This window comes from Nereida ignava (genome assembly GCF_047114695.1).
Classification (GTDB): Bacteria; Pseudomonadota; Alphaproteobacteria; order Rhodobacterales; family Rhodobacteraceae; genus Nereida; species Nereida ignava.
The window spans coordinates 1,231,866-1,253,697 of the sequence record NZ_CP112885.1 but is presented as its reverse complement, the minus strand read 5'-3'; the positions used below and the strand labels follow the sequence as shown (position 1 = coordinate 1,253,697).

The 21,832-nt window shown below is 54.3% G+C and carries 24 protein-coding genes and 1 other RNA gene; 14 read left to right on the top strand and 11 right to left on the bottom strand.

Features of this window, described 5'->3' with window-relative positions; all coding sequences use genetic code 11:
- The 5 genes from OLX08_RS06190 to pheT all read left to right on the top strand — a co-directional run bounded on the left by OLX08_RS06190 (position 1) and on the right by pheT (position 4,603).
- Positions 1-225 (top strand): hypothetical protein, encoded by a 225-nt coding sequence (locus tag OLX08_RS06190; RefSeq protein ID WP_391480405.1) that lies wholly within the window; start codon positions 1-3, stop codon positions 223-225.
- Positions 226-346: 121 nt separating this feature from the next.
- Positions 347-547 (top strand): 50S ribosomal protein L35, encoded by a 201-nt coding sequence (rpmI, locus tag OLX08_RS06185; RefSeq protein ID WP_048598873.1) that lies wholly within the window; start codon positions 347-349, stop codon positions 545-547.
- Between the two features lie 14 nt (positions 548-561).
- Positions 562-924, top strand: coding sequence for a 50S ribosomal protein L20 (gene rplT, locus OLX08_RS06180; RefSeq protein WP_048598874.1), 363 nt, complete (start codon positions 562-564; stop codon positions 922-924).
- Between the two features lie 215 nt (positions 925-1,139).
- Positions 1,140-2,213 carry a phenylalanine--tRNA ligase subunit alpha gene (pheS, locus tag OLX08_RS06175; RefSeq protein ID WP_391480403.1) on the top strand — a complete coding sequence of 358 codons (1,074 nt, stop codon included), beginning with the start codon at positions 1,140-1,142 and terminating at the stop codon, positions 2,211-2,213.
- The gene (gene pheT / locus OLX08_RS06170; protein WP_391480401.1) at positions 2,210-4,603 is read left to right on the top strand and encodes a phenylalanine--tRNA ligase subunit beta; all 2,394 of its coding nucleotides are present in this window, start codon (positions 2,210-2,212) and stop codon (positions 4,601-4,603) included. The genes pheS and pheT overlap by 4 nt, the downstream gene beginning before the upstream one ends.
- Positions 4,604-4,679: 76 nt before the next feature.
- Here the strand turns inward: pheT and OLX08_RS06165 are convergent, their stop codons facing one another.
- On the bottom strand, positions 4,680-5,381 hold the full coding sequence (locus OLX08_RS06165; RefSeq protein WP_391480399.1) for a glutathione S-transferase family protein: 702 nt from the start codon (positions 5,379-5,381) through the stop codon (positions 4,680-4,682).
- A 154-nt stretch (positions 5,382-5,535) separates the two neighbouring features.
- Between OLX08_RS06165 and mscL the strand changes: the two genes are divergently transcribed.
- A complete protein-coding gene (mscL, locus tag OLX08_RS06160; protein ID WP_048598877.1) occupies positions 5,536-5,949 on the top strand; it encodes a large conductance mechanosensitive channel protein MscL in 414 nt (137 codons plus the stop codon).
- Between the two features lie 62 nt (positions 5,950-6,011).
- Here mscL and ald read toward each other — a convergent pair whose 3' ends face one another.
- On the bottom strand, positions 6,012-7,127 hold the full coding sequence (ald, locus tag OLX08_RS06155; RefSeq protein ID WP_391480397.1) for an alanine dehydrogenase: 1,116 nt from the start codon (positions 7,125-7,127) through the stop codon (positions 6,012-6,014).
- A gap of 136 nt (positions 7,128-7,263) precedes the next feature.
- Between ald and OLX08_RS06150 the strand changes: the two genes are divergently transcribed.
- Positions 7,264-7,725, top strand: coding sequence for an Lrp/AsnC family transcriptional regulator (locus OLX08_RS06150; protein WP_334067322.1), 462 nt, complete (start codon positions 7,264-7,266; stop codon positions 7,723-7,725).
- A 135-nt stretch (positions 7,726-7,860) separates the two neighbouring features.
- Here OLX08_RS06150 and rpsU read toward each other — a convergent pair whose 3' ends face one another.
- Positions 7,861-8,067 (bottom strand): 30S ribosomal protein S21, encoded by a 207-nt coding sequence (gene rpsU / locus OLX08_RS06145; RefSeq protein ID WP_048598879.1) that lies wholly within the window; start codon positions 8,065-8,067, stop codon positions 7,861-7,863.
- 111 nt (positions 8,068-8,178) lie between these two features.
- Between rpsU and OLX08_RS06140 the strand changes: the two genes are divergently transcribed.
- Together OLX08_RS06140 and OLX08_RS06135 are read left to right on the top strand one after the other, a co-directional pair.
- Entirely contained in the window at positions 8,179-8,883 is a 705-nt protein-coding gene (locus tag OLX08_RS06140; protein WP_341246064.1) for a COQ9 family protein, read from the top strand.
- Between the two features lie 31 nt (positions 8,884-8,914).
- Positions 8,915-9,889, top strand: coding sequence for an NAD(P)H-quinone oxidoreductase (locus tag OLX08_RS06135; protein WP_391483184.1), 975 nt, complete (start codon positions 8,915-8,917; stop codon positions 9,887-9,889).
- Positions 9,890-9,943: 54 nt separating this feature from the next.
- Here the strand turns inward: OLX08_RS06135 and OLX08_RS06130 are convergent, their stop codons facing one another.
- Positions 9,944-10,573, bottom strand: a complete 630-nt coding sequence (locus OLX08_RS06130; RefSeq protein WP_391480394.1) for a ribonuclease T2 family protein — start codon at positions 10,571-10,573, stop codon at positions 9,944-9,946.
- Positions 10,574-10,705: 132 nt separating this feature from the next.
- Here OLX08_RS06130 and OLX08_RS06125 point away from each other — a divergent pair, with 132 nt between their 5' ends.
- Positions 10,706-11,467, top strand: a complete 762-nt coding sequence (locus OLX08_RS06125) for a DUF1013 domain-containing protein (RefSeq protein ID WP_048598882.1) — start codon at positions 10,706-10,708, stop codon at positions 11,465-11,467.
- 86 nt (positions 11,468-11,553) lie between these two features.
- On the opposite strand, the gene recR is transcribed toward OLX08_RS06125, so the two are convergent.
- The 6 genes from recR to OLX08_RS06095 all read right to left on the bottom strand — a co-directional run bounded on the left by recR (position 11,554) and on the right by OLX08_RS06095 (position 16,645).
- Positions 11,554-12,144: a recombination mediator RecR gene (gene recR, locus OLX08_RS06120; RefSeq protein ID WP_391480393.1), complete on the bottom strand. Its 591-nt coding sequence runs from the start codon at positions 12,142-12,144 to the stop codon at positions 11,554-11,556.
- Positions 12,145-12,152: 8 nt separating this feature from the next.
- Entirely contained in the window at positions 12,153-12,488 is a 336-nt protein-coding gene (locus tag OLX08_RS06115) for a YbaB/EbfC family nucleoid-associated protein (RefSeq protein ID WP_048598884.1), read from the bottom strand.
- A 2-nt stretch (positions 12,489-12,490) separates the two neighbouring features.
- Positions 12,491-12,916, bottom strand: a complete 426-nt coding sequence (locus OLX08_RS06110; protein WP_391480391.1) for a hypothetical protein — start codon at positions 12,914-12,916, stop codon at positions 12,491-12,493.
- Entirely contained in the window at positions 12,892-14,721 is a 1,830-nt protein-coding gene (locus tag OLX08_RS06105; protein WP_391483183.1) for a DNA polymerase III subunit gamma/tau, read from the bottom strand. The genes OLX08_RS06110 and OLX08_RS06105 overlap by 25 nt, the downstream gene beginning before the upstream one ends.
- Before the next feature lie 47 nt (positions 14,722-14,768).
- Positions 14,769-14,867: signal recognition particle sRNA small type (ffs, locus tag OLX08_RS06100), an RNA gene on the bottom strand.
- A gap of 41 nt (positions 14,868-14,908) precedes the next feature.
- Positions 14,909-16,645 carry a bifunctional metallophosphatase/5'-nucleotidase gene (locus tag OLX08_RS06095; protein ID WP_391480389.1) on the bottom strand — a complete coding sequence of 579 codons (1,737 nt, stop codon included), beginning with the start codon at positions 16,643-16,645 and terminating at the stop codon, positions 14,909-14,911.
- Positions 16,646-16,743: 98 nt separating this feature from the next.
- Between OLX08_RS06095 and nudC the strand changes: the two genes are divergently transcribed.
- Together nudC and OLX08_RS06085 are read left to right on the top strand one after the other, a co-directional pair.
- Positions 16,744-17,703, top strand: a complete 960-nt coding sequence (nudC, locus tag OLX08_RS06090) for an NAD(+) diphosphatase (protein ID WP_391480388.1) — start codon at positions 16,744-16,746, stop codon at positions 17,701-17,703.
- A 72-nt stretch (positions 17,704-17,775) separates the two neighbouring features.
- On the top strand, positions 17,776-18,228 hold the full coding sequence (locus OLX08_RS06085; RefSeq protein WP_391480386.1) for an SRPBCC family protein: 453 nt from the start codon (positions 17,776-17,778) through the stop codon (positions 18,226-18,228).
- An 8-nt stretch (positions 18,229-18,236) separates the two neighbouring features.
- Here the strand turns inward: OLX08_RS06085 and OLX08_RS06080 are convergent, their stop codons facing one another.
- On the bottom strand, positions 18,237-19,085 hold the full coding sequence (locus OLX08_RS06080; RefSeq protein WP_391480385.1) for a prephenate dehydratase: 849 nt from the start codon (positions 19,083-19,085) through the stop codon (positions 18,237-18,239).
- A 123-nt stretch (positions 19,086-19,208) separates the two neighbouring features.
- Here OLX08_RS06080 and OLX08_RS06075 point away from each other — a divergent pair, with 123 nt between their 5' ends.
- On the top strand, positions 19,209-19,718 hold the full coding sequence (locus tag OLX08_RS06075) for a c-type cytochrome (protein WP_391480383.1): 510 nt from the start codon (positions 19,209-19,211) through the stop codon (positions 19,716-19,718).
- 181 nt (positions 19,719-19,899) lie between these two features.
- On the top strand, positions 19,900-21,813 hold the full coding sequence (locus OLX08_RS06070; RefSeq protein ID WP_391483150.1) for an extracellular solute-binding protein: 1,914 nt from the start codon (positions 19,900-19,902) through the stop codon (positions 21,811-21,813).
- Positions 21,814-21,832: the final 19 nt, after the last annotated feature.

Below are 21,832 nucleotides of genomic sequence, written 5' to 3'. Positions count from 1 at the left end.
GTGCAAGCCGACTTTTATTTTGTGCTGGGACTGGTGTTTGCGGTTCTGGCAGTTCCGTCGATATTTTCCGCTTATGCAGAAGGGCGCAGCCCGCGCCTTTCTGCTCTTCTTGTTCTGATTTCGGGCGGTCTGTTGGCCTATGCAGTTACCACAAAGCCAGGTGGCTACGAAGTGGCGGAAATTCCGTCTGTGGTGATCGCGGTGATTGGTCAGCTTCTTCCCTAGTTTGCAGGACTTTTGTCTTGCACTTTTTGCCGCCGCAGCCTAATGCAGCGGTTCCACCGACGACAGCGGGCTCATTGGCATGCCTGAGTCGTTTTGAAAACTCTACGATTAGGAGATGAAAATGCCTAAGATGAAGACCAAGTCGAGCTGCAAAAAGCGGTTCAAGGTCACGGCTAAAGGCCGTGTCAAAGCAGGTCAGGCCGGCAAACGCCACGGTATGATCAAACGTACAAACAAATTCCTCCGCGATGCTCGCGGGACCACAACGCTCTCGGCACCTGATGAGAAAATCATCAAGTCGATGATGCCCTATTCGCGCTAAGGAGGTCCTGATCAATGGCACGCGTTAAAGGTGGGACCACAACCCACGCCCGTCACAAAAAAGTCACTGATGCAGCGAAAGGCTACTATGGCCGTCGCAAGAATACCTTCAAGGTAGCGCGTCAAGCAGTCGACAAAGCTAACCAATATGCAACACGCGACCGTAAGAACCGTAAGCGCCAATTCCGCGCGCTTTGGATCCAACGGATTAACGCTGCAGTTCGTTTGAACGATGAAGCGCTGACATACAGCAAGTTCATCAACGGTCTGTCCCTTGCGGGTATCGAAGTGGATCGTAAAGTTCTGGCCGATCTGGCCGTGAATGAACCACAAGCGTTTACAGCCATCGTTGAAAAAGCGAAGGCGGCGCTCGCATAAATCACTCCCTTTGGGATTGAGCATTTTAAAGCCGTGCGCCTTTTGGGCGTGCGGCTTTTCTCATTCTAAAGCGGACGGCTGACGTGATTGCGCCCCTTTATCTTCACAGGCGCAAAAGCGACATGGTGGCTTAATCTGCTCTACGCGGTTGAAACGAAACTCTTACGCCGCTAACGAATTGAAAACGACGCAACGCATTGCAAACGGAGTATCTCTTGACCGATCTACGTACCAAATACCTTAGCCTGATCGCGGAGGCGCAGGATGCTGCGGTTCTCGAAGATCTGCGTGTGCAAGCCGTTGGCAAAAAAGGCGAAATCAGCCTTCAGATGCGTGAATTGGGTAAAATGACACCGGAGCAGCGGCAAGAAGCTGGTCCGATGCTGAACGCACTGAAAAACGAAATCAATTCTGCGCTGGCTGCCAAAAAAGAAGCACTTGAAGACGCGGTTCTGAATGAACGTTTGCGTACCGAGTGGCTGGACGTGACATTGCCGTCGCGTGGACGTCCTGCGGGTACGTTGCACCCGATCAGTCAGGTCTGGGAAGAAGTCACAGCCATCTTTGCCGACATGGGCTTTTCCGTTGCAGAAGGCCCCCAGATCGAGAGCGATTGGTACAACTTTGATGCGCTCAATATCCCGGGCCACCACCCTGCGCGCGCCGAGATGGACACTTTTTATACCCACCGTGCCGAGGGCGATGATCGCCTGCCGCATGTGTTGCGTACTCATACCAGCCCTGTGCAAATTCGTAGCATGGAGGCCAATGGCGCGCCGATCCGCGTAATTTGCCCGGGTCGTGTTTACCGCGCTGATTATGACCAAACCCATACGCCCATGTTCCACCAAGTCGAAGGTTTGGCGCTTGATAAGAACATCTCAATGGCCAACCTAAAGTGGGTGCTTGAAGAGTTCGTGAAGGCATTCTTTGAGGTCGACGACGTTGAGCTTCGGTTCCGCGCGTCCCACTTCCCGTTCACAGAGCCATCCGCAGAAGTGGACATTCGCTGCTCATGGGAGGGTGGCACGCTTAAAGTGGGTGAGGGTGATGATTGGCTCGAAATCCTTGGTTCAGGCATGGTGCACCCCAAGGTAATCGCTGCGGGCGGCATCGATCCGGATGTGTACCAAGGCTTTGCGTTTGGTGTTGGTATCGACCGCATCGCGATGCTGAAATACGGCATTCCAGATCTGCGTGCGTTCTTTGACAGTGATCTGCGCTGGTTGCGTCACTACGGATTTGCATCGCTCGATCAACCAAATCTTGCAGGAGGGCTGACACGATGAAGTTCACTCTGTCATGGCTGAAATCGCACCTTCAAACTGACGCGTCTGTTGATGAGATTGCAGATGCGCTGACCGATCTTGGTCTTGAGGTTGAGGGTATTGAGAACCCGATCGAAAAGCTACGCCCCTTTACCATTGGCTACGTTAACTCTGCGGTGAAGCACCCGGATGCAGACAAACTGCGTGTGTGTCAGGTGCAAACCGATGAGGGTGAAAAGCAGATCATTTGTGGTGCGCCAAATGCGCGCGAAGGCATTACCGTAGTCGTGGCTAAACCCGGCGTCTACGTGCCTGGCATTGATACCACTATCGGCGTTGGCAAAATCCGTGGCATCGAAAGCTTCGGTATGATGGCGTCCGAGCGTGAGATGGAACTGTCAGACGAGCACGATGGTATCATTGAATTGCCATCCGGTGAAATTGGCCAGAGTTTTGCGGATTATCTTGCTGAGCATGATCCAGCCAAAGTGGATCCGGTCATCGAAATTGCGATCACACCAAACCGTCCGGACGCATTGGGCGTACGCGGTATTGCGCGTGATTTGGCGGCGCGCGGTCTTGGCACGTTGAAGGCCCGCGATGTCACTGCCGTTCCAGAAAATGGTGCAAGCGCGATTGGTGTGAGTATCGATGATGATACGCTAGATGGGTGCCCCGTGTTTTGTGGTCGCTTGATTAAAGGCGTCAAAAACGGTCCTTCCCCGCAATGGCTACAAGATCAGCTGCGTGCGATTGGCCTGCGCCCGATCAGTTTCTTGGTCGATGTGACAAACTGGTTTACGTACGATCTGAACCGCCCGCTGCACGTTTTTGATGCTGATAAAGTCGCGGGAAATTTGCGGGTTCACCGCGCTATAGGCGGTGAAGAAATCGTTGCCCTTGATGATAAGAGCTACACGCTTTCTGCTGGTCAAATGGCAATTTCCGATGACAACGGTGTGCAAAGCATCGCCGGTATCATGGGCGGGCTTGAGACAGGCTGTACGGATGAAACCGTTAACGTCTTTGTCGAAAGCGCTTACTGGAACCCCGTACAAATCGCCTACGCGGGCCGTGCGCTTAAAATCAATTCTGATGCGCGCTACCGGTTCGAGCGCGGCATTGATCCTGCCTTTACCCCCGAAGGTCTTGAGCACGCTGTACGCATGATCGTTGATCATGCAGGCGGTGAGGCGAGCGAAGTTGTAACCGCGGGTGCTGTGCCTGACACGGCGCGTGCCTATAAGCTGGACACTGATCGTGTGGTGTCTCTTGTTGGGATGGAAATTCCAGCGCAGACACAGCGTCAAACCCTAACTGATCTGGGATTTGTGTTGGACGGCGATCAAGCCAATGTGCCGTCATGGCGTCCTGACGTTCAGGGTGAGGCGGATCTGGTTGAGGAAGTTGCGCGGATTGCGTCGCTGACAAAGCTTGTCGGCAAGCCACTTCCGCGTATGGCTGGCATTGCAAAGCCTGTACTGACACCTATGCAAAAGCGTCTGACTACAGCGCGCCGCACGACCGCCGCTTTGGGGTACAACGAGGCCGTTACCTATAGCTTCATCGACCAAAAGGCGGCTGAGCTTTTTGGTGGTGGTACGGATGCGACAATGCTTGCTAACCCGATCAGTTCTGAAATGAGCCACATGCGTCCTAACTTGCTACCTGGTCTTCTGCAGGCTGCAGCGCGCAACCAAGCACGTGGGTTTATGGACGTAAGCCTTTTTGAGGCGGGACCTGCGTGGCATGGCGGTGAGCCGGGCGAGCAGCACGATCAGGTGGCCGGTATTCTTATTGGGCGAACAGGTCCAAAGGATGTCCACGGTGAAATGCGCCCTGTCGATGTTTATGACGTAAAAGCGGATATTGAGGCGGTTCTGGCCTCTATGGGGGCTCCGGCCAAAGTGCAAATCATGCGCGGTGGCTCTGATTGGTGGCACCCTGGGCGGCATGGCCAAATCTGTCTTGGTCCAAAGAAAGTGCTTGGCGTTTTTGGTGAGCTACACCCCAAAATTCTAGCGGCGATGGGCATTAAGGGTCCGGCGATGGCCTTCACGATTTTCCCCGCTGAAATCCCGCTTCCGCGTAAATCATCTGCCACGCGTCCTGCTTTGAAGGCGACAGATTTGCAGGCTGTTGAACGCGATTTCGCGTTTGTCGTGGATGCGGATGTTGAGGCGTTGACCTTGGTAAACGCGGCAGCGGGTGCTGACAAAGCACTGATTTCCGATGTGCGCGTCTTTGACGAGTTTATCGGCGGCAGCCTTGGTGATGGGCGCAAAAGCCTTGCGATCACTGTCCGCTTACAGCCGAGCGATGCCACGTTAACTGAAAAAGATATTGAAGCCGTGGGCGCCAAGATTATCGAAAAAGTTAACAAAGCAACAGGTGGTGAGCTGCGCGGTTAAAACTGCTTTCCCAAGACATTGAAAGGCCGCCCTGAATGATTTCAGAGCGGCCTTTTTTGTTTGTAAGAGCTCGCGTTTACGCAGGTTCGCGTGGCGGAACGATAAGGCCGCGCTGAACCGAGTCACGGGCTAGAAACCGATCTAGATATGCTGAAACATTCTTGAAGCCATCAAAACCTAGCAGTTCTTTGGTGCCGTAAAAATCAAGTGCCCGAAGCCAAGGCGCAATCGCCATATCGGCAATTGAGTAATCACCAGCTACCCAATCGCGTCCCTCAAGGTGCCCGTCCAAGACAGTTAACAAACGCTTACTTTCATCTAGATAGCGTTGCTTGGGGCGTGGGTCTTCAATCTCAGAGCCCGCGAATTTGTGGAAAAAACCCATCTGCCCAAACATCGGGCCAAGGCCACCCATTTGCCACATAAGCCACGTCATCACTTCTGCGCGCTCAGCGGCGTTCGTTCCGATAAACTGTCCCGTCTTATCCGCAAGATACACTAAGATTGCGCCGCTTTCGAACATTCCAATCGGGCCATCAGGGGCGGTTGGGTCGATAATGGCTGGAATTTTGTTGTTAGGATTTAAAGACAAAAACTCGGGACTGCGCACATCTGCATCGGCCAAAGTCACTGTGTGCGCCTCGTATGGGATGCCCATTTCTTCCAGCGCGATCGACACTTTAACGCCGTTTGGTGTTGGAAACGAATAAAGCTGCAACACACTTGGGTCTTTGGCGGGCCATTTCTCATTAATCTTGAAATCATCTGGAAACGTCATGGCGTGATCCTTTCATCGCATTAACCTATTTTGAACATAGGCGCTAACTCTGCGGAAAAAAGGAATAGTATTGTGTTCATCACGCGTTAACACTGTGCGTAGGCGCGCCAAGTAGTGATTGCGGCGTGTGTATAAGTAACGAGGGAACCAAAATATGTTAAAAGAATTCAAAGACTTCATCGCCAAGGGCAACGTCATGGATATGGCTGTTGGCATCATCATTGGTGCGGCCTTTACGGCCATTGTTGGCAGTCTTGTGTCAGATTTGATCAATCCAATTATCAGCTTGTTTATGGGCGGCGTTGATTTCAGCGGCATGTACGCGTTGCTCGGTGAAGGCGAGTACGCGTCCATGGCTGAGGCGGAAGAGGCAGGTGCGGCGGTCTTCGCTTATGGTCGTTTCATCATGGCGATCATCAATTTTCTAATCATCGCTTTTGTCGTGTTCATGCTGGTTAAATCTGTAAACTCGATGAAAAAGAAAGAAGCACCAGCAGCTCCTCCTGCGCCCAAAGGGCCGACCCAAGAAGAGCTGCTGATGGAAATTCGTGACGCGTTGAAAAAGTGAGTTGATTACGCGCTATCATGTAGCGTGGGGAGGGCCCGCCGGCTTATTGGCGGGCCTTTCGCTTACTTCAGGATGACAGATGTTGACGTGACATCAATGCCAAGGGCCTTGCCCACAGCAAAATAGGTTAGCTTGCCGTCATGTACATTTAGCCCGTTTGCAAGGTGCGGATCATCAATGCAGGCCTGCTTCCACCCCTTGTCCGCAAGGGCCAACATGAAGGGCATTGTCGCGTTACCAAGGGCAATGGTCGACGTGCGCGCAACAGCGCCCGGCATGTTCGCAACGCAATAGTGCATGATCCCATCCACATCATAGATCGGGTCTTGGTGTGTGGTGGCTTTGGACGTTTCAAAACATCCACCTTGGTCAATGGCCACATCCACAAGGGCCGCCCCTGGCTTCATCTCAGAAAGCTGCGCACGGCTGACCAGTTTGGGAGCAGCCGCACCGGGAATTAGGACTGCACCAATGACCATGTCCGCTTGTTGTACTAATTCTGCCGTGTTGCCCGCACTGGCATAGCCGTTTTTGAAGCTGCCGCCAAAGACGTCATCCAAATAACGCAAACGAGGTAGAGAACGGTCCAGAACGGTCACATCTGCGCCCATTCCAGCGGCAATTTTTGCCGCATGTGTGCCAACGACACCGCCGCCAATGACAACTACTTTTGCAGGGCCAACGCCAGGTACGCCGCCCATAAGCACACCGCGCCCGCCGTTTGCTTTTTGCAGTGTCCATGCACCTACTTGCGGGGCCAAGCGGCCTGCGACTTCGGACATTGGGGCCAGCAAAGGGAGGCCGCCACGGTCATCTGTTACCGTTTCGTACGCGATGCAGGTCGCGCCGGACGCCAGCAAATCTTTGGTCTGCTCGGGGTCGGGCGCAAGGTGCAAGTAGGTGAACAGCAACTGTCCTTCACGCAGCATTTTGCGCTCTGCGGCTTGGGGCTCTTTCACTTTGACGATCATGTCGGCAGTGGCAAAAACCTCTGCGGCGGTGTCCAGCATGGTAGCACCCGCTGTTTCGTAATCGCTGTCGGCAAAGCCAGCGCCAAGGCCTGCGCCTTTTTCGATGACAACGCTATGACCGCGCAAGACCGCTTCGGCGGCGGCATTGGGGGTCATCCCAACGCGGAACTCTTGTGGCTTAATTTCTTTTGGACACCCTAGTTTCATGATGTTCCCTCCTGTTAACGATCTGAAGGGACGTTCGCCTAGAATACGCGCATTTTCTCACTTAATTGACTGGTTTATATAGCGCTTAAAGCAAGAATATTCTACTTATCTCAAATTACTGCGGAGGATATTCGAATTGACGCCACTTGATGACACCGATTGCCGTATTCTTAAGGTGCTACAGAAGTCTGGGCGCATGTCCAATGCTGAATTGTCTGATGCGGTGAACCTGTCAGCATCTGCGTGCCATAGGCGTGTGCAACGCTTAGAGAATGACGGCTTTATTCGCAATTATGTAGCGATGGTTGATCCCCGAAAAATCGGTTTGCCGACGACTGTTTTCGTCGAGATTACTCTGTCGACCCAAGCAGATGAGGTGCTTGACGCCTTCGAAAAGGCTGTGGCGCGTATTCCCAATGTTCTTGAGTGTCATTTGATGGCCGGTAGTGCGGATTACCTGCTTAAGGTCGTGGCGTCTGATACGGATGATTTTGCAGCCATTCACCGTCGCTACCTTGCGCGTTTGCCGGGTGTGCAAACCATGCAATCAAGTTTTGCGCTACGCACAGTCTTCAAAACAACTGCGCTTCCCGTTTAATTTGTTTGCGGAATGAGGGCCGTGGTCCTTTTGGGCTGTGTCATCGCACGCACGCTATGGAAATCACCTAAAATAAAACCCCCGCAAACTGCTTTGCGAGGGCTTAATTCTTTTGCGTTGCGTGTTGAGCAGCTCTTAGAGCATACCTTCGCGCTGTGCTTTCTTACGCGCCAATTTACGGGCACGACGGATAGCTTCATCATTCTCGCGCGCTTTTTTCACGGAAGGTTTTTCGAAATGTTGCTTTAGCTTCATTTCACGAAAAACACCTTCACGCTGGAGCTTCTTTTTCAAAGCTCGGAGGGCTTGTTCAACATTGTTGTCGCGAACACTAACCTGCATGTGGTTTTCACCACCTTTCTAGTTTGAAGTTGCATGGAATTGCAGGAAGTGGCCGTATAGCAACCGGCGCCCTATGTGTCTAGTATACCCCTATTGAGAAGGAGAAGCCTGATGCCTGCCGCCCCTTATGACATTGCAAAGCAAGAACTTCTTGAAGCTGCATTGATGCATGTTGCTTTTGATGGGTGGTCCGATGCCACTTTCAAAGCGGCTGTGCGCGATTCGGGCATGGACATTGGTTTGGCCAAATCTGTGTGTCCACGCGGTGCGATTGATCTGGCGATTGCGTTTCACAAACGCGGTGACGAGGCGATGATCGCAGCCGTCAAAGCAGCAGATCTGACTGAGATGAAGTTCCGCCAGAAAGTCGCGTTTGCGCTGCGCACCCGCTTTGAATTGATTATGGATAAAGAGGCGGTACAGCGGGGCACGACCCTTTTTGCATTGCCACATCTGGCCGCTGATGGTGCCAAGTTGATTTGGGGTACTGCAGATGCGATTTGGACTGTGTTGGGTGATACCTCTGAGGACGTAAATTGGTATACAAAGCGGGCGACCTTGTCCGGTGTTTATGCCTCGACGGTTTTGTATTGGCTGGGTGATGACAGCACCGACACGCAGGCCACGTGGGATTTCATCGATCGTCGCATTGAAAACGTGATGCAGTTCGAAAAAGTCAAAGCGCAGGTGAACTCAAACCCTGCTCTGTCCAAGCTTATGGCGGGACCGAACTGGTTGATGAGTCAAATCAAAGCGCCAACACAATTCGCCCCGCCTACCGATTTGCCGGGTATGTGGCGTGGCGATCAAAGCTAAGCCACAGACAGAACGAATGGATCCGCGGATGATGAAGGCAGTTGAGATTACCCAAGCGGGCGGCCCAGAAGTGTTGCAGCTATGCGAGCGTCCTGTGCCGCGCGCGGGACACGGTGAGGTAGTGATCAAAGTTGCCTATGCGGGGGTAAACCGGCCTGATGCGCTGCAGCGTGCGGGGTCTTATGCGCCACCAAAAGGTGCTAGCGATCTGCCGGGACTTGAAGCGTCTGGCGAGGTTGTTGAGGTTGGTGCCGGCGTTGTATGGCCTGCCGTTGGTGAGTTGGTCTGCGCGTTGTTGCCCGGTGGTGGTTATGCGGAATTTGTGGCGACACCCGCGGCGCATTGCCTGCCCGTTCCTGTCGGCATTGAGTTAATGCAGGCGGCCTGTCTGCCCGAAAACTACTTTACCGTTTGGTCCAATATGTTCATGCGCGGCGGGCTTAAGGCGGGTGAGCGGGTGCTTATTCATGGTGGGTCAAGTGGCATTGGTACGACGGCCATTCAGCTTGCCAATGCCGCGGGTGCGCGGGTTTTTGCAACTGCTGGAACGGCAGAAAAATGCGCCGTGTGCGAAGGTCTTGGGGCCGAGCGGGCGATCAATTACCGGGACGAAGACTTCGTGGCCATCCTTAAAGAAAACGGCCGCGCCGATATGATCCTTGATATGGTTGGTGGTGATTACATCCCGCGCAATATCAGTGCCTTGGCAGATGATGGGCGGCTTATTCAGATTGCCTTTTTACAGGGCCCAAAAGTGGCTTTGAACTTCGCTCACGTGATGATGCGGCGGCTGTCGATCACGGGATCAACGCTGCGCCCACAGTCTGATTTGGCTAAAGCGCGGATCGCAACAGAGCTGCGTGATACAGTGTGGCCCATACTTGAAGCAGGCCGTGTGAAAGTGGTGATGGACAGCGAGTACGCCCTTACAGACGCGGCCAAGGCCCACGCACGTATGGAAAGCAGCGAACACATTGGTAAAATAGTTCTAAAAGTGAGTGGCTAGGCCAGCCTTTTGGGTGGCGAGTGCCACAAGTGTCCGTGCCGCGTCTGCAATGGCTTAACGGATTGGGTCCAAAAGAGCATCGTCCAATGTACAATCACGCCGCACGTCTGAACCGCACGTGACTGGCGTCAGATCCTTTGACAGGCAAACGCGCACTTCTTGGATGCGCGCAGATTTGCAGGTGACTGTGATCATATCGGGCGCCAACGTTGGGTTCGCCTTTATGAAAGCCTCTTCTATCACTTGTGCTGGGACCTCAACAGCACGGTCTAGTTTGCGGAAAACTTCGGGCCGGTTGATCTGCCCGTAGGCTGTGCGGGCGGTGCCAAAATAGCGCGCCGCAGACAGCCCTGAACAGGTGCCGTGTTTCTTCCATTGATGCCAAGCGGAACCCGCTGTGCCCATGATATCAGCCATTTTGGCTGTTTGTGCGCGGGATGCGGCACGCTTTGGGGTGGGGCAGTAAGACGGCCAGCCTTTGTTGTATTGCGGCCAAAGCCCGTGCAGAACCCACCCAAAATTTGCGTCATCTGCGCATTGCGCTGAGCCTCGCGCGTCACCCTCAAGGGCGCACCACGTAGGCGACCATGACAAGGCCAGCACGTAGTAATCAAAATCACCGGATTTCTCGCCCGCCGCTTGGGCGATTGAGCTTGATATCAGTAGAGCAAATAACCAGCGCATGTTTACACTTCCCAAACCGTACTGGTGTCCTTATACGGTCATGCAAGTTCCCCGACAATGTGAACCCGCCCGAACGAGGGCAGACCGATTTAAGGTCGCGGGGAAGGCACGTTTAATGAAAGGAGACATCTTATGTCTGGCAAACCGATTATGGCAAAAGCAACAGCTGTTTGGCTGTGTGACAACACCACGATGACCTTCAAGCAGATCGCAGATTTCTGTGGCCTGCATGAGTTGGAAGTCCAAGGTATTGCTGATGGGGATGTTGCGGCTGGCGTGAAGGGGTTTGACCCCGTCGCCAATAACCAGCTTACAGCCGAAGAGATTGAAGCAGCGGAAAAGAACCCGCTACACTCACTCAAGCTGAAGTTCTACCAGGCTGCTGTGGGTGAAGAAAAGCGCCGTGGTCCCCGCTACACACCACTGTCAAAGCGTCAGGACCGTCCTGCGTCGATCTACTGGTTGGTTAAGTTCCACCCAGAGCTGTCTGATGGTCAGATTGGCAAACTGGTCGGCACAACCAAGCCAACGATCCAAGCGATCCGTGAGCGCACCCACTGGAACATCCAAAACATTCAGCCGATTGATCCAGTAGCGCTTGGTCTGTGTAAGCAGTCTGAATTGGACACAGCTGTTCAAAAGGCAAATGCGAAAAAGGCCAAAGAAGGCGGTGTCATGTCTGATGATGAGCGCCGTAAGTTGGTAAGCACCGAGCAGTCTTTGGGTGTCGAAGAGCCCAAGATGCCAAGCTCTATTGCTGGTCTTGAGGCCTTCACGCTTGGTGACAGCACGCCTGAGCCCGAAGAAGCAGAGCCGCAGTATGATGCGGAGAGTTTGTTCAAGTCACCAGCACCTGATGCAGAAGCTGATGCTGACGAGGACGACAACGCGTAAGATAAGCGTTTGCTCAGAAAAAATAATAAACGGCGGCGCCTTGAGGAAAGGCGTCGCCGTTTTTCATTTGTGTCTGCCGTAGGGCCTCAGAAAGATTTGCGGGCGTTGAGCGCCGCGCTGATCGTGCCGTCATCCAGATAGTCCAACTCACCACCAATCGGGACACCTTGGGCCAATGAAGTGACTTCAAGATCAGGCAATTGATCAGCGATATAATGCGCCGTCGTTTGCCCGTCGATTGTGGCGTTGAGGGCCAGAATGACTTCGCTGATTTCTTCGGCTCGGATACGGTCTAGTAAGCGTGGGATGCGCAACTCATCGGGCCCAATGGCGTCAAGCGCGCTGAGTGTGCCGCCCAACACGTGATAGCGGCCTTTGAAAACCCGCGAGCGTTCCATAGCCCACAAATCTGCCACGTCCTCAACTACGCAAATTTGGCCGTTTGCGCGTTTTTCACTCTCGCAAATCTCACACAGATCCGTCGTCCCGACGTTTCCGCAATTTAGACATTCCCGCGCAGTTGCAGCGACCGTTTGCATGACATCCGCCAGCGGGCTGAGCAGCAGAGACTTCTTCTTGATCAGATGCAGAACAGCACGGCGCGCAGAGCGTGGGCCCAACCCTGGAAGTTTGGCCATCATATCGATGAGTGTTTCAAGATCCGTGGAATGGGCCATAGCGGGGTTTAGAACGGCAGCTTCATGTCAGCAGGCAGGCCAAGGCCTTCTGTCAGCTTGCCCATTTCTTCTTGGGACTTCTGCGCGGCTTTTGCTTGTGCGTCTTTGATGGCTGCAAGGATCAGGTCCTCAACCACTTCTTTTTCATCCGGATGAAAGATGGATGGATCAATGTCGAGGCCTGTCAAAATGCCTTTGGCAGTCGCGGTCGCTTTGACCAAACCCGCACCGCTTTCGCCCGTTACAGTGACGTTCTCAAGGTCGTCCTGCATCTCGGCCATTTTGGATTGCATATCTTTGGCGGCCTTCATCATTTTGGCCATATCGCCCATGCCTTTGAACATCTTTATTTCTCCGTGGTTGGGGGCGTTTTGGCCCCGCGTGTTGTGTAAAGGATCGTCGCGACACATAGCGCGATGACCGTGGTGATAAACAGAGAAGAGCTGCCGATGCAGCCTTCCGCCATGGCTTGCAGGGTTAGTGGCGCGGGCGTTCCGAGCGTGAGCGTCGACATCCAAGCAGTCCACGCCAACACAACAACCAGTGCGCCCCACTGGTGACGCAACCTGACCACCAATGCTGTCGCCACAAGCAAGATAAGCGAAGGGGGCGTGGACATAAGGGCTACCAACTCATCCACTGCGGTAGCCGTGGTGCCCGCTTCCCAGTTGGGTCGCAAACTGCTGCACACGCTGGTCTGCGCGTAAGCGGCCAGAGGTGCTGTTCCGAATAAGATTGCAGTGCTGATCAGTCCTCGTCGAAGGGGTCCCATTCGTCCTCAACTTCTGCCAGTGCTTCACCGGCGACGGTGGTTTCGAGATCTTTCATGGTTTTGATGTTAACGATTTTCGCGTCTGGGAATGCATCAAAAACCGCTTGGACAAGCGGGTGCGCCGAGGCTTCTGCTTTCAGCGCAAGGTCCGCAGCGTCACGCTTTTCAGCGATCGTTTCCGTGCCGCCCTCTGCTTCGATTGAAATGGCCCATCTGTTGCCGGTCCACGCCTGTAAACGGCTACCGAGTTTCTGGGCCAGATCTGCGGGTGCATTCGGGGTCGGCGCAAAGGTGATGCGCCCCGGTTGATATGAGATCAGGCGCACGCAATTTTCCACATCCACCAGCAACTTAACATCGCGGTGGGTCCGGATCAGTTCAACAACGGTTTCAAACGTCGCAAACCGTGCAAGACCTTGATCAACGGCTAATGCTGTTGCGCCTGCGGTGGTGCCGCCCATTTGTGCGGCTGAGGATGTAGCGTGGCTAACCGCCGATGTATTTGCTCCGCCCGACATCTGCGCACCGCCGCTAGCTGGTCCGTTGCCGCCGCTTTGGGGGGCTGCAGGTGGGGGCGTCATATCTTTTAGTTTGCGTACCAAGTCATCTGGCGCAGGAAGGTCTGCCACGTGTGTCAGGCGAATGATTACCATTTCTGCCGCCATCATCGCGTTCGGCGCCTGCGAGACTTCTTCAATTGCTTTCAGCAGCATCTGCCACATCCGCGTAAGCACCCGCATCGGTAAGGCCGCTGCCATTGCTTGGCCGCGCGCACGCTCATCTGGGCCGATCGTGGGATCCTCTGCAGCGTCTGGTGTGATCTTAACGACGCTCGTCCAGTGGGTGATTTCCGCTAAATCGCGCAAAACCGCCATAGGGTCCGCGCCGTCTGCGTATTGTGATGAAATTTCGGATAAGGCACCCGCCGCATCACCTTTGAGGATCATGTCAAACAGGTCCAAAACGCGCCCACGGTCCGCAAGGCCAAGCATTGCGCGCACCTGATCGGCGGTGGTTTCGCCGGCGCCGTGGCTGATGGCTTGGTCCAATAGTGATGTGGCGTCCCGTGCAGAGCCTTCAGCCGCCCGGGTGATCAGGGCCAGCGCATCATCGGTAATTTCAGCGCCTTCGCCAGTGGCGATTTTGCGCAGCAGTGCAATTTGCACTTCGGGCTCAATGCGGCGCAGGTCAAACCGCTGGCACCGTGACAACACCGTGACTGGGACTTTGCGGATCTCCGTCGTGGCAAAAATAAATTTGACATGTGCAGGCGGTTCTTCGAGCGTTTTCAGCAGGGCGTTGAACGCTGAGGTACTAAGCATGTGCACCTCATCGATGATATATATTTTGTAGCGCGCAGAAGCGGCGCGGTAGGCGACAGATTCGATGATTTCACGGATGTCATTGACGCCAGTACGTGAGGCGGCGTCCATCTCCATGACGTCAACGTGGCGGCCCTCCATGATCGCTGTGCAGTGCTCGCACGCGCCGCATGGCTCGGTTGTGGGGCCGCTGGTGCCATCAGTGCCGATGCAGTTCATGCCCTTGGCGATAATCCGTGCGGTGGTGGTTTTACCCGTGCCGCGAATACCCGTCATCACGAAGGCCTGCGCGATCCTGTCAGCCTCAAACGCGTTTTTGAGCGTGCGCACCATCGCGTCTTGGCCAACAAGGTCGGCAAAGGTTTCGGGGCGGTATTTACGCGCAAGCACCTGATAGGCGGGTTTGTCAGTCATCAAAGCCTCATGGATAGACTGTTTCAGACTAGTGGTGTGGGCTGGCAACGTCCACAGGGGAATCCGCATCATTTGGGCTAAGCCATCAGGGATCAATTCGCACTGTAAAGGAGATAAGGTGAGAGGTTGGACATCGACCCAAGTGGGGCTCGTTGTGGCTGCTTCCTTCCGGACCTGACCAGGTTGGCGAGGCACTTGCCCGCGCCAACCTCTCAAGGCCGATATAGGGGGCAAGGCGATTTTGTGCAAGTGGTGCTTAGAACATCATCTCAAGAGTGATGAGTTGGGGGTGTGTTTCGCTTTGAAAGGCCGCAGGACGGATGTTCGCGGGCAAGGGCGTGTCCCGTGGTGCGTTGAACGTGGCGTTTGATCCCTTAGCGGCTTCTAAATGCCACGCCTCAGGCCGCAGACCGCCGTGCGATGCTTGCGTAGGTGTGGTGTGCGTCAAGTATGCCTCAAGCGTTTGTCTCAGCGACATCTCAGGCCCTTCACAAACTGTTCCCGTGATTTGGCCTGTCTGTACGCGGTAGTCATCGGTTGCCACCAAAAGTGGCGTATCATTTGCAAGCGTGATGCCTTGGATTTTGAGCGGGCTCACACGGTTGGTTGCATCTGGCGCGGCATCAAGGTGAATTTGGTAGGTAGCGCCGTGAACAATGTTAACCGTGAACCGTGGAACGTCTGTGTTGAATAGCTGCGTTGGCTGGGTCAGATTGCCGTAGATGCGCGCGCCTTTTCGCAAATCATCGCGCAGGGCATGCGCAGTTGTCTGCACTAATTGAAGGCTGCTTTGGAACGGATAAGCGGCGATAAGATCGCGCCTGCGCAAAGTGCCTGCTGCGATATGGGTGTAGTTCAGCGCGTTCGTACGACCGCCAGTTCGCAGCATTGGCACTGTTGCTAAAACCGGAAAACCTTTGCCAAAGGGTGCCGCAGCAGCGATCAACGCATCCCCCAAAAGATTACTAAGCGATGTAGGCATGGTCAGCGCGAGGGCGCTGTTAAAGCTGATCTCGCTCTGTCCGATGGGTTCATCCAGCCAGTCTTGGGCCTGCTGTCGCGCATTGATTAGTGCAGGTGTTGTAAGCTTTTGCTGCTGCGCTGCTGCGGGTAGGGCCGTGGCCCTTGTACCAACCACCTGCCAGCGCTTTCCGTCATGGCTCAGTTCAAGGGTCAGCTTGCCAAGTTCAGCACCGTGGGCAGCGGGTAGCACGGCGGGAATTTTGGCGTTTGCATCTGTTTGGAACGAGACATGGGTGTGGCCCAAAATAACGGCATCAAGGGGACTCATCGATAGCACTTTAAGGGTCGTGTCGTTCTTGTTGGCGTGTGAGCCGTCGGGCCGAACGCAGGGTGTGTCGTCTGCAGTGATACCAATGTGTGCAAGACATATCACCACATCTGCACCGGCGGTACGCAGTTCTGCGCAACTTCGCTCCAAGGCTGGCATAATCGGTGTGAACTGAACTGTTTCCGGTAGGCGTGCGGCGTTCCATTGGCCGGTTTCCGGTGGGCAAACTCCTGTGATGCCGATGCGTAGCTCCTCGGTCGCGCCGCTCGACAATGTCACATCGCGCTTAAGGATCGTCCAAGGCACAACTTGATCAACACCGGCAATATTGCATGAAACTACCGGCTGCGTCGCCTCACCGATACGCTGGCTTAGTGCGGTCATGCCGTAGTCAAACTCGTGGTTGCCAAGGGTGATCGCATCGTATTTCAGCTCGGCAAAAGCGACTATGACAGGATGCTCGGCACGCAAGCCAACCAGGGTGGCGCACCAATCCATCACATCGCTGCCTTGCAATGCATCGCCATTATCAAGCAATAAAACTTGATCGTCCGATACCGCTGCTTTGGCCCGCTCGTCTGCAATTACCGATGACAGGTTTGCTAAGCTGCCTTGCGCGCTATCCTTTGGCGTGAGGGCGCCGTGGAGGTCGGACGTTGCAAGGACAACAAGCGTTGTCGAATTTGAGGCTCTGGCGCTCACGATGGCTTCTCATTAGGCGGTGTGTGAAGACTAATATGATGCCATGGTAGGCCAGCCCGAGGGCTGACGTAACCTACTATTTTTGGGGAGGGCAGGCGATGCGCCATGCTGAGACAGTGACATTTGGCGGTGGTGGGCTTGAACGGCGCGCAGAACTGCGCCGCAATGCCGGGGTGCTTTCTGAGGCGTTTCAGCAAAGTAATCATGTGCTGTTGATCTGGCGGGGAAAGCCGCTTTTGGTGTCTGAGGGCATTGCTTGGGTAAGTGCTGAGCATCCGTTAATTGCGCTGCAACGCGAAGCGCCGGTTTTTCTTGGGCAAGGTGCTGATGGCAGGATGCTGTTTGCGGCTGATGTCTCGGGCTGGGAGCCGGAGGATGCGGATTTGAGCACGCTCAACCAGTTCGTTGACCCGTCAGAACAAGTCCCGCCCAATGCACCAGAGGGGGCTGCATTTTGCGAGTTGCGTGGTGCAATGTTGCGACTATCACCGCTGGACGCCGAGATTACGGCAACTGCACGGGCAGTATTTACGTGGCATGCTTCGCATCAGTTTTGTGCCAAATGCGGGCATGCATCCGTGATGGCTTCGGGCGGTTGGCAGCGTAATTGTGACGCCTGCCAAGCTCATCATTTTCCGCGCACCGATCCTGTGGTCATTATGTTGATTACGCGTGGTAACTCGGTACTGCTTGGCCGCTCGCCCCATTGGCCTGAACGAATGTATTCTTTGTTGGCGGGTTTCGTTGAACCCGGTGAAACATTGGAAGCGGCCGTGCGCCGTGAGGTCTTTGAGGAATCTGGTGTTCGCGTTGGTGAGGTTGAGTATTTAGCGTCCCAGCCTTGGCCCTTTCCTGCGTCTTTGATGTTTGGCGCACATGGCAAAGCTACAAGCACAGACATCACGATTGATCCGGTTGAGATTGAAGCCGCACGTTGGGTGACCCGTGAAGAGCTGGCCGAGGTCTTTGCGGGCCGTCACGCTGATATTGATCCTGCGCGCAAAGGGGCAATTGCGCACTTTTTGCTGGAGAATTGGCTGGCGGATACATTAGACTGAGTGCACGAATTGTTAATCAGGCGGTGGCACAAAACACTGCCTGATAATGCTTAAAGAGTAAGGTTTGCGGTGATGTTGAGCACACAAGAAGATATATCTGCGCCCGCGTCTTTTGTATTTGCGCGGCTTACGGATTACGACAATCTTGAGCGGCTCGCCTTACGCCGTGGGGCGAAAGTGACGCGCAGTGGTCAGATCGGCGTTGGCACCACGTGGACTGCTGAATTTCGCTTGCGGGGCAAAGACCGCAAGCTGAAGGGCACATTGGTTGAGTATGTGACTGATGAAAAGCTGGGCTATGAAGCGCGCATCAAAGGCATGGAATTTAGCTTCAGTGTGGAGTTGGTCGCGCTGTCACGCAGCCGCACGCGGATGGTGGTCAGCACAAATGCTAAGGCAAAGACCCTGACCGCGCGGGTTTTGCTGCAATCGTTCAAGCTTGCCAGACAGCGGGCACAAAAGCGGTTTGCCAATCGGGTGTCTGACTGGGCAGAAACCATCGAAGACGCCTACTCTGGTAGTTAAGCCTGCGCCTAGCTGTTGCGGCGGGCGTCGGCGGGATAGACACCAAGTAAGGTGATTTGATCGGTGAAGTGGCCCAACTCATCCATCGCCAGTTGGACGTTCTGATCATCTGGATGGCCTTCAATGTCGGCGTAAAACTGGGTTGCGGTAAATTCGCCGTTTACCATGTAGCTTTCCAGCTTGGTCATGTTGATGCCGTTCGTCGCAAACCCGCCCATGGCTTTGTATAGGGCCGCAGGAATGTTGCGAACGCGGAAAACAAAGCTGGTCATCATAACGCCGTCGCCGCGCCGACTTTGATCCATCTTGCGGGACATGATCAAAAAGCGGGTCGTGTTTGTGTCTTCGTCCTCAATATCGCGGGCCAGCACGGTAAGGTCATATTGTTCAGCGGCCAGCTCTGATGCCAAAGCACCGATGCCTTGCTCTGGGGTGCGCGCTAGATCGGCGGCTGCACCCGCACTGTCTACTGCGGTTTCATCTGCGATGCCGTTCTGCATGAGGAAACTGCGACATTGGGGGATCAAAACAGGGTGCGCACGGACAAGCTTGATATCGCTTAGCACGGTGCCCTTTGGAGCCATAAGCGCGATGCGAACGCGCACGAATGCCTCGTCAATGATGTGCAGGCCCGATGCGGGCAGAAGCCTGTGCATGTCTGCAACGCGCCCGTAGGTAGTATTTTCAACTGGCAGCATCGCCAGATCCGCGCGCCCCTCACGGACAGCTTTGATCACATCCTCAAACGTACGACAGGGAAGTGGGGTATGGTCTGGGCGGGCAACTGCGCAGGCTTCATGAGAGTAGGCGCCCAGTTCTCCCTGAAAGGCGATAATTTTGGGCTTTTGACTGCTCATTTCGCGAAGTCCTTGGTGTAATCCCTAAAAAAGGGCGTTTCGTCGCGGTTGCTACACCTTGCTCTTTTTGCAGGGAAGGGCATATAGGGACCAATTGTAAAGCCAAATGACGGACGCGACAAAATGGACACGATGACATTTACGAAAGTATTGGGCGGGCTGTGCGGCTCCCTATTGGTTTTTTTGCTTGGCTCTTGGGTGGCTGAGGAAATGTACCACACCGGTGGTAAGCACGGCGATGAGCAGCAAGCTTACGCGATTGAAGTCGAATCAGACGAAGCAGAAGTTGAAGTTGTAGAAGTCTCCTTTGACGAAGCATTTGCAGCAGCGGACATCGACAAAGGTAAGAAATTGTGGCGTCAGTGCAGCGCGTGTCACAAGCAAGCAGACGGTGCCAACGGTACTGGCCCGCATTTGTATAATGTAGTTGGTCGCGACAAAGGCTCTGTAGATGGTTTCGGTTACTCAGGCGTATTGGCCAGTATGGAAGGCGACTGGACGCCAGAGAACCTGAGCGGCTTCCTGGAAAGCCCCAAGAACTATGCACCTGGCACAATCATGGGCTATCGCGGTATGTCAAAAATCGAAGACCGCGCATCTTTGATCGCCTACTTGCAGACGAACGGCGAATAAACGCGCCTTCAATTAAGTCTAACAGATACAAAGCGGCGTAGGGATGAACTCTGCGCCGTTTTTGTTTGCGTGAACGAAACCTCACATATCTGCTAGCTACGGCATAATTCCCTTGAACATTGGACAAATGCGACCTTAGCTTCACATCTAACCTAAGACGTTGATCAGTTTTGAGGGACCCATGAAAACCACACCAAGCCGTAGCCGCGCGATTGCCGTGAACCGTCCGAACCGATTTGCCCAGTTTGTAGCGATATCGGTGCTGAGCGTGGGAACCTTGATAGCTTGTGTGGGAGCGCTTCGGGCTGACGACAGCGTTATTGTTGCGCAGACATTCACCACACTCGGTAGTCCGAAATATCCCGTTGATTTTGCGCATTTTGATTATGTGAACCCTGATGCGCCAAAGGGCGGTGAAATTTCGTTCGCGGCGGTGGGCACATTTAACAGTCTGATGCCTTTTTCGCGCAAAGGTGATCCGGCGTCCCTTTCATCGGTGATGATTGAGCGTTTCATGGAAACGTCGCTTGATGATCCAAACACAGACTACGGCTTGCTCGCGGAGCGGTTGGAATATCCGGAAAGCCAAGACTGGGTCGTTTTCCACATCCGCCCCGAGGCGCGGTTTTCTGACGGTGAGCCCGTGACCGCGGATGATGCGGTATTTACTTGGAATTTGCTAATGGAGCAGGCGTTCCCATCTTACCGCGATGCGCTTGCCCGCATGGTGAGCCGCGTTGAGAAAGTTGGCCCCTTGTCTGTGAAATATACCTTCAACCCAGAGGTGCCGCGTGAAGGGCTGATCAGTCAAATGGGCACCAACGCCGTGCTACCGCAACATTATTTTGAAGCGGAAAATCTACGGATCGATGAAAGCACGATGACCCCCATTCTGGGTAGCGGTCCCTATATGTTTGAGAGTGCTGACGCCCCGCGCCAAGTGACTTATGTGCGCAATCCCGATTATTGGGGCAATGATCTGCCGCTCAATAAAGGCCGCCACAATTTTGACCGCATTCGTATTGAATATTTCGGTGACGCGGCCGCCGCGTTTGAAGGCTTTAAGTCAGGGGCATTTTCTTTCCGCCAAGAAACCAGCTCAAAAAACTGGGGTACGTCTTATGACTTTCCGGCGCTTGATAAAAACTGGGTTGTAAAAAAGGAACTTCCGAACACGGCGCTGCCGACATCGTCCGGTTTCGTATTTAACCTCGGCAAAGACGCCTTCCAAGACAAGCGTGTGCGTCAGGCGATTGCGCTGATGTACAACTTCACTTGGACCAATGAGACGCTGCAATACGGGCTTTTTGCACAGCGCGAGAGCTTTTGGCAAAATACCGATATGGCTGCACGTGGTCTTCCTGAGGGGCGTGAGCTTGAGGTGTTGCGATCACTTGGTGATCTGATTGATCCGTCACTTCTGACAACGCCCGCCTTCCTACCGCACACGTCCAGCGAGCGGCAGCTTGATCGTCGCAACCTCAGAGCGGCGTCAAAGCTGATGGAGGAGGCCGGTTATGTCGTGGATGATAGTGGCATGTTGGTCAAAGACGGCGAGCGTTTGTCCCTCACACTGCTGGAAGGTAATCCCAGCTTTGATCGCATCATGTTGCCCTTCATCGAAAACCTGAAGCGGCTCGGCGTCGATGCTAATTACGAGCGCGTTGACCCCGCGCAATTTACGGCGCGCCGTCGTGATCGCGACTACGACATGATCTACGGTAGTTATGTCACGGGCTATGGTCCGGGGTTGGGTTACACTCAGCGTTTTGGGTCCGAAGATGCGGCGGTAAGCCTGTTTAACCCTGCAGGCTTTGCCAATGAGGCGGCTGACGCGATCATGGAGAAGATGTTACTCAGCAAAACCCAAGAGGAATTTGTTGCCACTGCACGTGCCCTTGATCGTGTCATGCGCGATGAATTGTTCATCATCCCCACTTGGTACAACGACAAACATTGGGTGGCGTATTACGATATGTTTGAACATCCGCCGGAAGATATTTTACCCCCGCTGGCGCTTGGTCATCTGGACTTCTGGTGGTTCAACGCCGAACGTGCGGCGGAACTGGAAGCCGTCGGTGCGTTTCAGAACTAAGACGAAAGCAGACGCAGCA

Coding starts and splice junctions, on each gene's coding strand:
- OLX08_RS06125 (WP_048598882.1), top strand. CDS start 10,706: ATGTCTGGCAAACCGATTATGGCAAAAGCAACAGCTGTTTGGCTGTGT.
- OLX08_RS06075 (WP_391480383.1), top strand. CDS start 19,209: ATGGACACGATGACATTTACGAAAGTATTGGGCGGGCTGTGCGGCTCC.
- rpsU (WP_048598879.1), bottom strand. CDS start 8,067: ATGCAGGTTAGTGTTCGCGACAACAATGTTGAACAAGCCCTCCGAGCT.
- OLX08_RS06110 (WP_391480391.1), bottom strand. CDS start 12,916: ATGGGACCCCTTCGACGAGGACTGATCAGCACTGCAATCTTATTCGGA.
- OLX08_RS06080 (WP_391480385.1), bottom strand. CDS start 19,085: ATGAGCAGTCAAAAGCCCAAAATTATCGCCTTTCAGGGAGAACTGGGC.
- nudC (WP_391480388.1), top strand. CDS start 16,744: ATGCGCCATGCTGAGACAGTGACATTTGGCGGTGGTGGGCTTGAACGG.
- OLX08_RS06070 (WP_391483150.1), top strand. CDS start 19,900: ATGAAAACCACACCAAGCCGTAGCCGCGCGATTGCCGTGAACCGTCCG.
- OLX08_RS06130 (WP_391480394.1), bottom strand. CDS start 10,573: ATGCGCTGGTTATTTGCTCTACTGATATCAAGCTCAATCGCCCAAGCG.
- OLX08_RS06140 (WP_341246064.1), top strand. CDS start 8,179: ATGCCTGCCGCCCCTTATGACATTGCAAAGCAAGAACTTCTTGAAGCT.
- OLX08_RS06085 (WP_391480386.1), top strand. CDS start 17,776: ATGTTGAGCACACAAGAAGATATATCTGCGCCCGCGTCTTTTGTATTT.
- rplT (WP_048598874.1), top strand. CDS start 562: ATGGCACGCGTTAAAGGTGGGACCACAACCCACGCCCGTCACAAAAAA.
- OLX08_RS06105 (WP_391483183.1), bottom strand. CDS start 14,721: ATGCGGATTCCCCTGTGGACGTTGCCAGCCCACACCACTAGTCTGAAA.
- pheT (WP_391480401.1), top strand. CDS start 2,210: ATGAAGTTCACTCTGTCATGGCTGAAATCGCACCTTCAAACTGACGCG.
- recR (WP_391480393.1), bottom strand. CDS start 12,144: ATGGCCCATTCCACGGATCTTGAAACACTCATCGATATGATGGCCAAA.
- OLX08_RS06135 (WP_391483184.1), top strand. CDS start 8,915: ATGAAGGCAGTTGAGATTACCCAAGCGGGCGGCCCAGAAGTGTTGCAG.
- ald (WP_391480397.1), bottom strand. CDS start 7,127: ATGAAACTAGGGTGTCCAAAAGAAATTAAGCCACAAGAGTTCCGCGTT.
- rpmI (WP_048598873.1), top strand. CDS start 347: ATGCCTAAGATGAAGACCAAGTCGAGCTGCAAAAAGCGGTTCAAGGTC.
- mscL (WP_048598877.1), top strand. CDS start 5,536: ATGTTAAAAGAATTCAAAGACTTCATCGCCAAGGGCAACGTCATGGAT.
- OLX08_RS06115 (WP_048598884.1), bottom strand. CDS start 12,488: ATGTTCAAAGGCATGGGCGATATGGCCAAAATGATGAAGGCCGCCAAA.
- OLX08_RS06165 (WP_391480399.1), bottom strand. CDS start 5,381: ATGACGTTTCCAGATGATTTCAAGATTAATGAGAAATGGCCCGCCAAA.